The sequence below is a fragment of the Hyalangium sp. genome (assembly GCF_035629615.1).
In the GTDB taxonomy this organism is placed as follows: Bacteria; Myxococcota; Myxococcia; order Myxococcales; family Myxococcaceae; genus Hyalangium.
The window spans coordinates 1-14706 of sequence record NZ_DASPHO010000348.1 but is presented as its reverse complement, the minus strand read 5'-3'; the positions used below and the strand labels follow the sequence as shown (position 1 = coordinate 14706).

Annotated in this window: 7 protein-coding genes; 4 read left to right on the top strand and 3 right to left on the bottom strand. The window is 67.1% G+C overall.

Annotation, left to right across the window (positions count from 1 at the left end):
• The first annotated feature begins 41 nt into the window (after positions 1–41).
• Positions 42–962 (top strand): hypothetical protein, encoded by a 921-nt coding sequence (locus VD972_RS17700; RefSeq protein ID WP_324988540.1) that lies wholly within the window; start codon positions 42–44, stop codon positions 960–962.
• A gap of 38 nt (positions 963–1000) precedes the next feature.
• Here the strand turns inward: VD972_RS17700 and VD972_RS17695 are convergent, their stop codons facing one another.
• The 3 genes from VD972_RS17695 to VD972_RS17685 form a co-directional block, all read right to left on the bottom strand.
• On the bottom strand, positions 1001–1984 hold the full coding sequence (locus VD972_RS17695; RefSeq protein ID WP_324988539.1) for a hypothetical protein: 984 nt from the start codon (positions 1982–1984) through the stop codon (positions 1001–1003).
• Positions 1985–3163: 1179 nt separating this feature from the next.
• Complete coding sequence (locus VD972_RS17690; RefSeq protein ID WP_324988537.1) at positions 3164–3658, bottom strand: DUF1801 domain-containing protein; 495 nt, start codon at positions 3656–3658, stop codon at positions 3164–3166.
• A 165-nt stretch (positions 3659–3823) separates the two neighbouring features.
• The gene (locus VD972_RS17685) at positions 3824–4711 is read right to left on the bottom strand and encodes a hypothetical protein (protein ID WP_324988536.1); all 888 of its coding nucleotides are present in this window, start codon (positions 4709–4711) and stop codon (positions 3824–3826) included.
• Between the two features lie 120 nt (positions 4712–4831).
• Between VD972_RS17685 and VD972_RS17680 the strand changes: the two genes are divergently transcribed.
• The 3 genes from VD972_RS17680 to VD972_RS17670 form a co-directional block, all read left to right on the top strand.
• On the top strand, positions 4832–7633 hold the full coding sequence (locus tag VD972_RS17680; RefSeq protein WP_324988534.1) for a choice-of-anchor A family protein: 2802 nt from the start codon (positions 4832–4834) through the stop codon (positions 7631–7633).
• Positions 7634–7737: 104 nt separating this feature from the next.
• Positions 7738–13755, top strand: coding sequence for an alpha-2-macroglobulin family protein (locus tag VD972_RS17675; RefSeq protein WP_324988533.1), 6018 nt, complete (start codon positions 7738–7740; stop codon positions 13753–13755).
• Positions 13756–13794: 39 nt separating this feature from the next.
• Positions 13795–14706, top strand: a 912-nt coding sequence (locus VD972_RS17670; protein ID WP_324988531.1) for a pirin family protein, incomplete at its 3' end; no start/stop codon positions are given.

Genomic DNA, 14706 nt, shown 5'->3' with positions numbered 1-14706 from the left:
CGCCGTACCGGCTAAGATGGCTGTAAAAGGGGGGTAATCGCATGGTCAAAATTCGCATCAAGAAACCCAGGCTTACCGTCGGCAAGCCCAAGGTGACGGTCGGCAAGCCCAAGGTCACTGTGGGCGGGGATTTAGGCAAGGCGGGGCAGAGGGTGATCCGCGGAGCAACTCGGGCGATCGAGGATTTCAGCAAGGCGCCGCTCGCCGCCCCTAAACAGGTGCTCGAAGTGATCGAGGGAAAGCCGGTGGACAAGGCGCTGAAGGATGTTCTCCAGGCGCAGCTGAAGGCCGGGGCTTCAGTGGCGGACCTTGCCGCCGAGGTTAACGCGATCAGTAGCGAGATCCAGATCGAACTCGCCCGCCGGGCCGGCGGCGGGGCCGCTGCGGACATCCTGGCCGACGTGCAGCGCGTCTCCCAACCCTTCCCGCCTGAATATGCGGCGGCCGCCCTGCGAACGTTGAACCTGTTCCTCCAGACCGGACGGATCGTCGACCTCAATCCGGTCGCCCTTATCGTGGCGGCCGAGATTGCCATTGCGCGCAATCGGCTATGGGAGTCTGCGCGGCCGCTACCGGATCACGTCCTAGCGGCGCTTCCGGAGGAGTTGCGCGGGCGGGCGGGCGTCTGCCGACACATGACGGCCTCCGACATTCCCGGCAGGACGAGCTTGCCTAGGATCGCGATAAATCATTTGAAAAGGGCGAGTGCCGTTTGCCTCTACGATCTCATCGTGTTCAAGCAGATTCCCAGCTCGACCAACGACGGCGACTTGCACTATTGGTGCCACGAACTTCATCACGCGCAACAATATGCGGGCTGGGGTATCCAGGAGTTCGCGTCTCGCTACGTCGCGAACGAATTCAAGGGGGGTCTCAATCCCATTGAAGAGGATGCGGACCTCTACGCCTGCAACTTCTTTCCGAAGGCCAATCCTCACTACATAGGCCAGTGTCCGCTCTAAGTTAGGCTACTCCGAGGACTTTGCGCCGCATGGGTGCGCTACGGCGCGGTATTGACCGGATACCAGAACACCGAGCCGGAATTGCCGCTTTGTCCTCGCGACCCAGGAGTGCCGACCATATTTGAGGGCCCCGGACTAGCACCGCCTTCGCCGCCGCGCCCTCCCGTGGTGACGGTGCGAGGATAAGCAACCACACGGCCCTTGATGTAGCCGACCACGTAGCCGCCATGCCCACCCGGCCCGCCTCCGCCTCCGCCTCCTGCACCGCTTTGGCAACCATAGGAGGAGTTGGGAGATGAGGCCTTTCCGCCTGCGTTTCCGGCCTTACCGTTCTTGCCCTGAGTGAGGATCGCTCCCCCAGTGCCGTCGAAATCGCCGTGGACTTCCAAGTACACCACGCCACCGTTGGCGTGTTCGTCACGCCAAGCGCCGTCCCCGCCGTTCATCCCGCACATGCCGGGGCCGGGAGCGCCGCCGCGTTCGCCTTGGGCCGCCTTGCCGGTATAGTTCTTAACGCCCGTTGCGTCCTGGAATCGGCCGCCACCGCCGCCGCCGCCGCCTCCCACTTCGAATGTGCCAGCCGCCCCGGGACCGCCACCATTGCCGCCGCCCGACCCGCCGAAGCCACCCGCGCCGGCCCTGTTGGTGTTCTTGTAGGCTAGTACGAGTGGCGGTTGTCCTGGCACGTTGACCGTCACTTGGCGGGCTTCGGAAGTGAACTCCTCGGCCACAATCGAGCCCTTGAGGATCAAAGGCCCTCGCACCACCAGATGGAACATATCCATGCTGCCAGGGGCGACTTGCAGCGTCGCTCCTTCGCCAATCTCCACGCGCCCAAACTCCCAGCGCTGCGCCGCGAGTCGGTGGGTCTTCCCAGCTGGCACGATCAGGTCGGGTAGTGCGGCCGTGGTCCCGGCAGGTTGGGCTGAAACGTTGACGGCGCACAGAGACGCGACCAGCACCAGCAGCCGGGCGCGGTGGGGCAGGAAAACGGGACTTTGCGTGTCACTAGCTTGGTGCATCTGGTATCTCCTAGGTCGTCAAACTACCGAGTTGCCGCAGGCGACAATGTATTCGTCAGGCGACCAAGGTCTCCAGTTAGTATTAGTGGAACGGCGGCTCAAAGTGCGGCACCACCGTCGCGGGGCACGGATCGGGCCGCGCCAGCTTGCCAGCTAGGGCGGCGGACTTCGTTCCCCGGTGGTACCGTTGGGCGCCAGCCGGCAGCCATTGTCGTGCGCAACTCGGCGCTGTGCGCGCGTCGGACAGCTCCATTTCTGGGCTGGTGGAGCCGCGCGCGCCGGAAAGTGCCTGCTCGGGCAGGTGGAGCGTGCCAGGGTGGCAGCCATGGTCGCTGCGCCCAGCGCGGCCCGTGCCGCGTGCGTCGGACAGCTCTTGCTCGGCCCTATACCGCGTGCGTCGGACCGCGCCAGCTCGTGCGCCATGCCTATAGAAAAGCACGCGTCGGAGACATCCCGTGTGAATGTCGGGAGAGCTGAACAGTTTTCAGCAAGAGCCGTTGACGAACCACTCTTAGGATCTGAGTTCTACTGACAGGGCCGTCGTAATGACTGAGGAACAGATGACCCTGGCCACCATTGGTGCGAACGTGGAGATGTTGGGGCGGGCTCTCCACGACATTCTGACGACCTGGACGGGTGGGGTCCCCTCGTGAAGCACAGCGAGTCGGTTTACCCCGCACGGGGTTGGCCTCCGCCATGTTGCACGTATGTCGCAGGAGCCTGCGGAACGGGATGGGATAGGACGGGACGACACGGGACGCGGCGGGATAACGACTCCAAGTCATTCCGAGCGGTTACAAGGTAAGGGCGCGATTCTGCTGAGGGTTTCGCACCGCCCGGCGCGGGTTCGATTCCCGCTGCCTCCCTCCCGAGAAGCGCAGCAATCTTTTAGCCCCCAGCGGGGAGGTAGCGTCCCCGGAACATGCGCTCCATGAGGTTCGCCTCCAGGTCCTCACCCTTTGCGCGGGCCCTGCGAAGAGCTTCCCCTGCTCGAACGTCAATTTCTTGAGGCTCCAGTCCCCGGCTACCCGCGGAGCTGCCGCTTGGAGCGCGTCCCGGCCTTCTGGCGAGAGCGAGAGCGAGACAATGCCGTCGAGCTGTCTGGCCGTGGAGCTGGAGCAGCTTGAATCGTCCAGACCCTCGGTGAGAACTCACGCTCCGCGGCATCGCACCAGCGGCTCACGAAGCGGGGGCCTCGTCCATGGCGCGGACCCAATGGTTCACGAGCCGCACGAGCCCGGCCTTGTTCGCCTGCACGTCGGCCATGGTGCGGAAGCGCGCCATGCGCCGGTCCTTGTAGTCGCCTTCCAGGAAGCCGAATCGGTTGGAGGGCAGGGTGCCCTGCGGGAAGACGAAGACGACATGCACGCAGTCCTGCGCGCGCGGATGGAAGGCCGCGATGTCCTGCTGGTAGTAGAAGCTCGGCGCGTTCCACTTCACGCGCTCGGCGACCTTCGGATTCGCTCCCAGGATGATCGCCCGCACGGCTTCGATCTCGGCCTTCAGCGGGTGGTGCAGACGCTTCATGTACGCGTCCACCTCGTCTGCGCCGCTCATTTTCTGGGACGAAGATTTCGTCTTCCTCGCGCGAGTCGCCGTCTTCTTCGCCAGCGTCTTCTTCTCCGGCGTCTTCTTCGATTGCGTCTTCTTCGATTGCGGCTTCCGTGGGGCCACGGCGAACTCCCTGGGTTCGAGACGTCCTGACGTTACTTATTGCGGCTGGAGACCTGCCAGATGACGATGCCAACAGAGACAGGCAGGCGGGGACGTCGGGCGACCGGCGGGCTCGAAGCCCAGAGACAGAAGGCCTCGGCAAGTCCCGTCCCGGCCGAGGCCCTGTCAGCGCCAGGTGTTGCAGGAGCGCCGGGCGCACGCCGGGTCCGCGAAGCCCGCGAGCGCGAACTGGTCCACGCTGCCGTCTGTGAGCACCACGGCACGCCAGCGGCAGCCCTCCGCCTCGATGCCGGAGACGTCCGCGAAGCACTGCAAGAGCCCTTCCTCACCCTTGCACGCGTAGTCCACCGCGCCGAGCCTCATGCGCGAGTCGCCCTTCCACTCGGGCACGGCCTGGCCGCCCACGTGCTCAATGAGCGCCTGGGGACAGTCGCTCTGCTGCCAGGGAGCGGGCTTCGGGTTGTCGATGCGCGGCTGGCCGCAGTAGCGGTGGAAGGGCTCCCAGTCGCAGTTGGCCACGAGCTGAAAGCGGGCCTCCATCTGCAGGTCCGGCTCGTAGACGAAGCGGCTGGTGATGCGGCCGCGGGAGATGACGGAGCCCTCGTGGTCGCCCGTCCACTCCAACTCCTCGTACTCCAGCTCGGGAGCGTCGTAGCTCGGGGACGGTCCGAGGATGAAGGAGTCGTTGAGCCGCAGGCCGAGGATGGCGCCCCGGTAGGTGCCCGCATGGATGGGCGGCGAGGGCAGCTCCCGGAAGAAGAACTCGAAGGTGTCCTCGTCGATGGCCTCCGGCCCACTCCACTCCCGCACCGTCACCTCGCTGTCGCGGCTGCTGAGGTTGATGAAGGTGAGCTCGTTGCCCCGGTGGTCTTCCCGGAGGAAGCCCCCGTAGACGAGTCCGCCCATGCCGTCGTTGGTGAAGTGGAAGGAGATGTCCACCGGGCCGCCGTTGCGCGTGCCAGAGAATCGGCCCTCCACGTAGCTCTCGGGCGTGCCGCCGCACGCGACAAGCCAGAAGCCAAGGGTGAGCAGGAAGAGCCAGGGACTGTGCATGCCGCGAGCATGGCAGCAAGCGGGAGCAGTTCGAGCGAGACGCACTGACGGCGCTGATTACGCCGCAGCGGTAATATTCTGGTAACATGCCGCAGCCCGAATCAGCGAAAGGAGTGGGACATGGCACTGGCCTCCATGAGCCGAACGTTACCGCTCATGGCTGCAGTGCTTGCCCTGGCGTGTGGTGAGGAACCTGTCGAGCCCTTGAGCCGGAGCACCAACAAGGTGCTGCTCCTGGGCAGCAGCGTGAGCGGAGGGCTTAACAGCCGTGAGGCGGTGGCGGTGGCCAGCTCCCGCGTCCCGGAGATCCACGTCGTCACCCCGGCCCAGTGGAGCGCGATGACGGCCGAGCAGTTCATGAGCTATCGCGCCATCATCATCGGCGATGGGGCATGTGAGAGCGGCACCGCTGCATTCCAGGCTGCGATCAACAACCGCTCCGCCTGGGGTGCGATCGTCGACGGCAACGTCGCGCTCCTCTCCACGGATCCGACCACCAACCACACCGCGCAGCTGGTTGAGAACGCGATCCGGTTCGTACTCGACTCACCCTCGAGGCTGACCGGCATGTACATCGCCCTGGGCTGCGCCTATCAGCACGCCCCGGTGCCCTCGGCGGTGCAGCTCCTGGAGCCGTTCGGGGCTTTCCAGGTGGCGGGCGTGCCGGGCTGCGCCGACGCCGGGCACATCTTCCAGATGGTCCCCTCCTGGCTCTCGGACAACCTGTCGGATGGGAGCCTCTCGGGGGATGGGTGCGCGGCGCGCTCGGTGTTCACCTCATACCCGGACCATACCTTCGCGTTCGCGGCGCTCGCTCAGCGCTCCCAGGGCGCTCCGATCCCGGGCGAGCACACCTACGCGGACTTCAGCCAGGGTGAGGAGGTGGCCGTGGTGGGGACGCCGTACCTCGTCGTGCGCGGCGCCATGGCGCAAGGAGCCGGGTGCGGCACCTCCGATGAGATGACCGGCGAAGAGTGCGACCTGGGGGATGGCATCAATGGCCAGCCTGCGCTGCCGGGGCAGTCGGCAGGGGCCACCTGCTCGTACTCGTGCCGCCTCAACTGGTGCGGTGACGGCGTGGTGGATGCGCTTCATGGTGAGGAGTGCGACAACGGCATCAACAACGGGCGCACGAGTGACAGCAGCGCCAGCATCGGCACGTGCACCTCGTTCTGCAAGATTCCCCACCTGCAGGGCCCATCGAGTCCGCCGGTCGCTGTCTGCGGGAACGTGACGATCGCCGCGACGCTCACCTGTGGCGTCCCCGCGGACATCAACGCCGGCTCCAGCGATCCGGATGGCGACCTCGTGGGGTGTACGCAGAGCCCGGCTGGTCCGTACGACATCGGCGCGACGAGGGTGACGCTCACGTGCGTCGACCAGGCGAACCACACCGCCACCTGCTCGGGAGTCGTGACGGTGAGGGATCAGGTGGCGCCCACGGTAACTGTCGAAGGGCCGGCGAACCAGACAGTGGAGTGCGTCGCGGGCGGTTCATTCACTCCTCCGGGAGCGACCGCGAGCGATCCCTGCACGGGCCCGCTGCCTCCGGGCAGCATCACCGTGACCGGCTCAGTGAACGTGGGAGTGCCGAACACGAACCCTGGCTACACGCTGAGCTACATCGCCACGGACTCTTCCGGCAACAGCTCTGCTCCCAGCGTCGTGAGGGTTGCCGTGGCCGACACCCTCAGCCCGGACCTGACGCTGAGGGGGCCAGCGACCCAGAGGCTGGAGTGCGGCACTCCCTACACGGATCCAGGCGCCACGGCTTCGGATCTCTGCGCGGGGGAGCTGACCGGCGCCATCGTGAGGACTGGGACGGTGAGCTCGAGGCCGCCGGGCCACGCGACGGTGAGCTACAGCGTCGTGGATGGGGTAGGCCATACCGCCTCCAAGAGCCGGACGATCGACATCACCGACACGCTGTTCCCCACCCTCACGGTCAATGGGCCGCTCACCCAGAGGGTCATGTGCGGCACGCAGTACACGGATCCGGGTGCCACAGCCTTCGATCTCTGCGCTGGCGACCTGACACCTCAGATCGTCGTCTCTGGCAGCGCCAACCCGGCCGTCGCCGGTCAATACACGGTCTCGTACAGAGTAGGGGACGGGGCGGGCCATGTGGCCACTGCCTCGCGCCAGGTCACGGTGGCCTCGGTGAACATCCGCCTGGGGGACTACACGCTCTTCCTGCTCCAGAACTACAGCGGGGGTCACGACGTGAAGGGCAAGGTGGCGGCAGGGGGCAACATCACCCTGACGGACTTCTCGGTGGGAGAGGATCTGCCGAACAACAACGTCTCCCGGTTGCTCGTGGCGGGCGGCACCCTGTCCCTCGCCCGTGGCAGCGTGTGGGGCGAGTCCTTCTACGGGGCGAGCTATCACGGGGACGCGACCGTGACGTTCCACCGAGGCACCCTGGCGCGCGGCACTCCCATCAACTTCGCCGCCCGGTTCGCCGAGCTGCGCAGCCTGTCCTCCCAGCTTGCGGCCCTGACGCCCACCGGCACGGTGACGCGCTCGACGGGAGGCTACATCCTGCTCTCGCTGACGGGCACGAACCCGGAGGTGAACGTCTTCGAGGTGAATGCCAGCGACCTCGCCGGAATCAACCAGCTGGCCTTCACCGCGCCGGCCGACTCCCTGGTGGTGGTCAACGTTCGCGGCACCTCGGCCACGCTCGCGAACCTCGGGATCACGATGAGCGGAGGCCTCGACGCGCATGGCATCCTCTACAACTTCCCGGATGCGACGACGCTCAGCGCGGGCAGCATCGGCATCTGGGGCACGATCCTGGCTCCCTACGCCCATGTTACCTTCAACAACGGAAACTGGGATGGCGGCATCTACGCCGTGTCACTGACGGGTACCGCCGAGGGCCATCTCAACGCGCTCAACAACCGCGCGCCCTGCCAGTAGCGAGAACACGAGGAGGCCTCCCCTTGAGGGCGGGCTCCTCACGGGGCACGAAGCTTCAACAGGGCTCCCATCCGTCCCTGCGTCAGAGGGAATAGAGTGCCCGCATGGCAATGCTCCACCGGATGCAGGCCCTTGTCCCGCTGCTCCTCCTCGCGACGCTGACGGCCGCTGCTCCTGCCCTCGCGCAGGACAAGCCGCCACCCTCATGGAAGGCGATCGACGAGCTCATCGAGGATCAGAAGCACGAGGCCGCTGAGCAGGGCATCGATGCGCGGCTCGCCCAGGCCGTGGACAAGGGTGACGAAGACGAGTGGGCGCTCGCCCTCATCCGCAAGGTGCGGCTTCGCACGCGGCTCAGGGAACACGAGACGGCGGTGCGCTACCTGCGAGAGCAGCCCTGGCCGAAGGGGCTCCTGCCGCGCACCACGCTGCAGCTCTTCTATGCCCAGGCGCTCGTCTACTACGTGCAGGAGTACCGGTGGGAGGTGCTCAAGCGCGAGCGCATCGAGTCCTCGGGGCCGGTAGACCTCAAGGTGTGGACGCAGGAGCAGATCCTCACCGAGGCCCATCGGGCCCTCGCTGACGTGTGGAAGGAGCGCGAGCGGCTGGGCAGCACTCCTGTCCAGTCATTCTCCGAGTTCATCGAGCCCAACACCTATCCAGACGGCATCCGCGGCACGCTGCGAGATGCAGTGGCGTACCTGTGGGTGGACCTGCTGTCCGACACCTCGACGTGGCGCCCGGAGCAGTCGCAGGCGCTGTACGCCCTGGACCTGAGCGTGTTGCTGGCGGGGACGCCCACGGTGGAGCTGACGGATCCAGCCGTCCACCCGCTCATGAAGGGGGCTGCCATCCTCGGGGACCTGGAGGCCTGGCACCGGAGCACTGGCCGTCGAGAGGCGGAGCTGGAGGCTCGGCTGGTGCGCTACCCATGGCTCCACAGGACCTTCATCCGGGCGGAGGATCAGACACGCATTCGCCAGCACATGGCCGCGCACTTGGAGGGCTTCCGGGAGGTGTCCTGGTGGGCGATGGGCCAGGGGCTGCTGGCGGAGCTGGAGCAGAAGGCGGATCATCGAGTGCGCGCACATCAGCTCGCGAAGGCCGGCGTCGCGGCGTACCCGAAGAGCCTGGGAGGACAACGCTGCGCCGCGCTCATCGCCGAGCTGGAGGCGCCAGAGTACTCCCTCGAGGCAATGAGCACGGATGGTCCCCGGCGGCGCTCGATCGAGGTGACGCACCAGAACCTGCCCGCCCTCTTCTTCCGAGCGTACCCCTACGATCTCGAGAAGCGGCTCACCCGGCCGAACAGCGATGACGTGCTGCCTGACGACGACGAGCTGAGCCGGCTGATCCGCAGGCAGAAGCCGGCGGCCTCCTGGACCACGGAGCTGCCAGCGACGCCGGACTTCCAGCAGCACCGCACCTTCGTTACTCCACCCCTCACACAGGCAGGCCTCTACCTCATCGTCGCCTCCGCGCGGAGTGACTTCGGGCAGAAGGACAACCAGGTGCGGGGCGTGTTCCTGACGGTGACGCCCTACACGCTCATTGCTCGCAGCGGTGAGACAAGCCGGATCGAGCTTCGTGTGGTGGACGGGGAGACGGGCCAGCCTGTCCCGGGCGTGGAGGCCCGTCTCTTCCTCATGAACTACCGCCGCGGCCACCGTGAGGTGCAGCGCGCACCGACGGACTCCCAGGGCGAGGTGACGTTCGTGCGCCCGGAGGTCCAGGACTACCAGAGCTTCCTCGTCGTCGTGGGACGGGGGCGCAGTGCCCTGCTGCTGCAAGACCCGCTGACCACCTACGCGCGCGGCAAGCCGTCTCGGGCCACGCGGACGCTCGTCTTCACCGACCGGAGCATCTACCGGCCGCTCCAGAAGATTCTGTGGAAGGTCGTGGCCTTCCAGGGGGGTGACGAGCAGGCGCGCTACCAGACCCGAGCGGATCTCCCGGTGACAGTGTCCCTGCTTGATCCCAACTATCAGGTCGTCGAGAAGCGGGAGGTCCGCACCAACGCCTTCGGCTCGGCTGCGGGAGAGTTCAGCATCCCCGCCGGCCGGCTGCTCGGTGGGTGGAGCGTCTCCACCAAGCCCTCGGGCTCGGCGCACGTGCGCGTGGAGGAGTACAAGCGGCCCACCTTCGAGGTGAAGCTGAATGACTCCAGCACGGCGCTGCGGCTCAACCGGCCGGCCACGTTTCGCGGCGAGGTGCGCTACTACTTCGGGCTGCCTATGGTGAACGGCTCGGTGCGCTGGCGCTTGTACCGTGAGCCGGTGTTTCCCGAGTGGTGGGGGTGGGGCCGCGGCTCGAGGCGCCCTTCAGGAGGGAGCCAACCCATGGCCACCGGCACCTCACGGCTGACGGAGGATGGCTCCTTCCAGATCTCCTTCACTCCCGAAGCAGACGAGCGCGAGGTGAAGTCCTCCGCGGTCACCTGGCGCTACCGCGTGGAGGCGGACGCAACGGACGAGGGAGGGGAGACGCGCTCAGCGAGCCGCGCCTTCCGGCTGGGCTTCGTCGCGGTGGAGGCGCGTGTCGAGGCGGACGAGGGCTTCTTCCTCGAGGGAAGGCCCACGGAGCTCCGGGTGATGCGCTCCAACCTGGACGGTGCGCCGCAGCCGGGGAAGGGGAGCTGGCGGCTCGTGGCGCTGCAGCAGCCGGCGCAGCCATTGCTTCCCGCGGAGGAGCCCGTCGTCCCGCCTCCGGGTGAGGGGAGGCTGGGTGAGGAGCGCATGCTCACGCCCGGCGATGCACTCCGGCCTCGATGGGCCCAGGAGGAGTTCTCTCCCGAGGCCACCCTGCGCTCCTGGGCGGAGGGTGTGGAGCAGGCGAAGGGCGCGGTGGAGCATGATGCGGAGGGGCTGGCCCGGCTGAAGCTCCCAGCGCTGAAGCCGGGGGCCTACCGCCTCCAGTACGAGACGGTGGACGTCTTCGGTCAGAGGTTCACCACCGCGAGAGAGTTCCTCGTGGCGGGTGCGAGCGCACCCATCGCGCTGCCCGCGGTGCTGCAGCTCGAGCGGGCCACGGTGAAGGTGGGTGACACGGCGCGGCTGCTCGCGTTCTCGGCCTTCGAGGGACAGCCGCTGTTCCTGGAGGTGTACCAGGGGGAGAGGCGAATCCAGCGGCGCCAGCTCGCGCGTGGAAAGGATCCGGCGGTCATCGAGCTGCCCGTGACGGAGGAGCTGCGGGGCGGCTTCACGGTCGCGCTGGTGGGCGTGCGGGACTACCAGCTCCTGCGCTTCGTGCAGCCGGTGTTCGTCCCGTTCGATGACAAGGAGCTGAGCCTCGAGTTCACGTCCTTCCGGGATCTCCTGCGGCCGGGCGGCAAGGAGACGTGGCGCGTGACGGTGCGCGGACCGAAGGGCGCCCCGGTGGAGGCCGGGGCCGCCGAGCTGCTCGCTTATATGTACGATCAGTCGTTGGATCTCTTCGCGCCCCATGCTCCGCCCCGGGTGAGCGCGCTCTATCCCCACCGAATGCCCGAAGTGGAGCTGCACTCCACTCTCGGCGCCGCGCCGACCCGCTCGATCCGTGGCGAGGGCTTTGGTGAGGTGCCCGGGTGGAATGCCCCCGAGGAGGACCGCCTCCTCTTCCTGGAGGGCCACGGCATGCGAGGTGCGGGGGGGTGGAGGATGAGACGTCTGGAGCAAAAGCGGAGGGAGATCATCCAGATCATCAGGGGCTCGCCGGGCGCACCGGAGCGGAAGGCGTCCTATGCCGCGAGGCCGTCGCTGGATCAGGCAGGCAGCGCCCGCCAGTCCGAGGAGCGGTCCGCTGGCAGTGGACCGGACGCTCCCCAGGAGCCGCCGCGCTCGAACTTCACGGAGACAGCCTTCTGGATTCCACAGCTCCTGACGGGGCAGGACGGCTCGGCGACGCTGGAGTTCACGGTGCCGGACTCGGTGACGGCGTGGAGCGCCTGGGTGCACGCGGTGACGCGGGATCTGAAGGGCGGCTCGGTGCAGCGTACCGCGCGCAGCGTGAAGGAGCTGATGGTGCGGCCCTACGTCCCACGCTTCCTGCGCGAGGGTGACAAGGCCGTGCTGGAGGTGGTGGTCAACAACGCCAGCGAGCGGAAGCAGCAGGGCACGCTCACGCTGGACATCCTGGACCCCGAGACGGAGAAGAGCGTGCTCTCCCGCTTCGGCGTCACGAGCGCCAGCCAGCCGTTCACCGTGGAGCCGGGGAGGGGGGCCTCGCTGCGCTTCCCGCTCTCGACGCCGGCGAAGGTGGGAATGGTGGCGGTGCGTGTCACCGCGCGCGCCGGGAACCTTGGCGATGGGGAGCTGCGCCCGGTGCCTGTGCTCCCTGGCCGCATGCACCTGTCGCAGTCGCGCTTCGTGACGCTGCGAGACAAGGAGCGCAAGGAGCTGACCTTCGACGATCTGCGGCACAACGACGACCCGAGCCGGATCAACGAGCAGCTCGTCGTCACCGTGGACGCGCAGCTCTTCTCCTCGGTGCTCCAGGCCCTGCCGTACCTGGTGGACTACCCCTACGAGTGCACCGAGCAGACGCTCAACCGTTTTGTCTCCACCGGCATCGTCTCGAGCCTTTATGGGCAGTACCCGGCGGTGGCGAAGATGGCGAAGGCCATGAGCGAGCGAGCCACCCGCTTCGAGGTGTGGGATGCGGCGGACCCGAACCGGAAGCTAGCGCTCGAGGAGACGCCCTGGCTGCAGGAGGCGAAGGGGGGGCCGGAGGCAGAGCGCGGGCTGGCGAGGGTGCTGGATCCGGCCGTGGCGAAGGCCCAGCGCCAGGCCTCGCTCAAGAAGCTGGCCGAGGCGCAGACCTCGAGTGGAGGCTTCCCGTGGTGGCCGGGAGGCCCGCCCTCTCCTTATATGACGCTCTACATCGCCCACGGGCTGGCGCGGGCCGCGGAGTACAAAGTGGAGTTCCCCAAGATCCTGACCGAGGACGCGTGGAGCTACCTGGCGCGGCACTTCCGCCAGGAGTACTCGAGCAAGCTGATGAAAGAGGACCGGGGCTGGGAGTTCCTCACCTTCCTCAACTACGTGGCCTCCAGCTATCCGGACGCCAGCTACACGGGCAACGCGCTCACCGCGGACGAGCGCAAGCGCATCCTCGACTTCTCCTTCAAGCATTGGAAGGAGCACTCGCCGTACCTGAAGGGCTACCTGGCGCTGACGCTCAAGCGCGCGGGGAGGGCGAAGGACGCGGAGCGGGTGTGGGAGAGCGTGATGGACTCAGCGAAGACGAGCCCGGAGCTGGGCACGTCCTGGGCGCCCGAGGATCGGAGCTGGCTCTGGTACAACGACACCACCGAGACGCAGGCCTTCGCGCTGCGCACGCTCACGGAGCTCAAGCCGAAGGATCCGCGCAGGGATGGGCTCGTCCAGTGGCTGCTCCTGGACAAGAAGCTCAGCCATTGGAAGTCCACGCGGGCCACGGCGGAGGCCCTCTACGCGCTGGTAGGGTACCTGCGGCAGGAGGGGGCGCTCGGCATCCGCGAGGACGCGAAGGTGACGGTGGGGGACAAGACGGTGGAGTTCGTCTTCGAGCCGGACACGTACACGGGGAAGAAGAACCAGGTGGTCATCGCCGGGCCCGAGGTGGATCCGGTGAAGAGCAGCACCGTGGTGCTGGAGAAGACGACGAAGGGGTTCGCGTTCGCCTCGGCGACGTGGCAGTTCTCGACGGAGAGGCTGCCAGTAGAGGAGCGCGGGGACTTCTTCCAGGTGTCGCGCCGCTACTTCCTGCGCACGAGCGAGGGCCGGGAGGTGACGCTCCGGCCGCTGGCGGAGGGCGCGAAGCTGGCGCCGGGAGATGAGGTGGAGGTGCAGCTCTTCCTGCGGACGAAGCACGCGGCCGAGTACGTGCACCTGAGGGATCCGCGAGCGGCGGGGCTGGAGCCGGAGGGGGTGGTGTCCCGGCACAAGTGGGAGCTGGGGATCGTCTGGTACGAGGAGACGCGGGACTCGGGGGCGAACTTCTTCTTCGAGTGGCTGCCCGTGGGCGAGTACACCTTCAAGTACCGGCTCCGGGCGAACATGGCGGGCACGTTTCGGGTGGGGCCTGCGACAGTGCAGTCCATGTACGCACCCGAGTTCACGGCCTACTCGACGGGGGCGGTGCTCACCGTGGGCAGCGCTCGTTAGGTGGAAAGCGAATATGCCGCTAGGGCATACTCTCCAGCCATGAGCAAGACACGCCGACAGTTCGTCCGTGACTCGATGGTGGCGACGGCCGCGATGACGATGGGCTGCCGCATCGGAGCCGAGCCCTCAGCCCAGGCTCCTGCCATCATCTCCACCTCTGACCGGACTGTGTCGGGGGTGCTGCCGGGCATAGCGGCCTCGGACGGGGCTGGCGTGAAGCTGACGCGCGTCATCGGTCAGCCCCAGCTGCGGCACCTCGATCCGTTCCTGATGCTCGACCGCATCCACTCGGATGATCCGAACGCCTACATCGCCGGCTTCCCCTCGCATCCGCACCGCGGGTTCGAGACCGTGACGATCATGCTGGACGGGAACCTGCGTCACCGTGACAGCCAGGGGAACTCGGGGCTCATCCGAGGGGGCGGCTCGCAGTGGATGACGGCAGGGCGCGGCATCATCCACTCCGAGATGCCGGAGCAGGAGCAGGGACTGATGTCCGGCTTCCAGCTGTGGATCAATCTGCCCGCCAACGAGAAGATGTGCCCGCAGTACTACCAGGACATCGCGCCCGAGCGGCTCGCCGAGGCGAAGCTCTCGCAAGCTGGGAGCAAGATGCGGGTCATCGCGGGCAGGCCCAACGGCCTGGCGGGCCCCGTGCGAGAGCGCCCCACGCAGCCGATCGTCTTCATCCTCACGCTGGAGGATGATCAGCCTTTCGAGCTCGAGCTACCGAAGGATCATGTGGCGTTCGCGTTCATCCATCGCGGCGAGATCGGCTTCGGCCCGGAGGGGAAGGCGCAGAAGGTGCGGGAGGGAAACCTCGCTCTTTTAAGTCCTGGCAAGCGGCTGCGCATGCGCACGACGAACCAGCGCAGCGTGGCGCTCGTCGCCGCGGCCAGGCCTCTCCGCGAGCCCATCGTCCAGCACGGTCCCTTCGTCATGAACACCGAG

Coding starts and splice junctions, on each gene's coding strand:
- VD972_RS17685 (WP_324988536.1), bottom strand. CDS start 4,711: ATGCACAGTCCCTGGCTCTTCCTGCTCACCCTTGGCTTCTGGCTTGTC.
- VD972_RS17675 (WP_324988533.1), top strand. CDS start 7,738: ATGGCAATGCTCCACCGGATGCAGGCCCTTGTCCCGCTGCTCCTCCTC.
- VD972_RS17680 (WP_324988534.1), top strand. CDS start 4,832: ATGGCACTGGCCTCCATGAGCCGAACGTTACCGCTCATGGCTGCAGTG.
- VD972_RS17695 (WP_324988539.1), bottom strand. CDS start 1,984: ATGCACCAAGCTAGTGACACGCAAAGTCCCGTTTTCCTGCCCCACCGC.
- VD972_RS17700 (WP_324988540.1), top strand. CDS start 42: ATGGTCAAAATTCGCATCAAGAAACCCAGGCTTACCGTCGGCAAGCCC.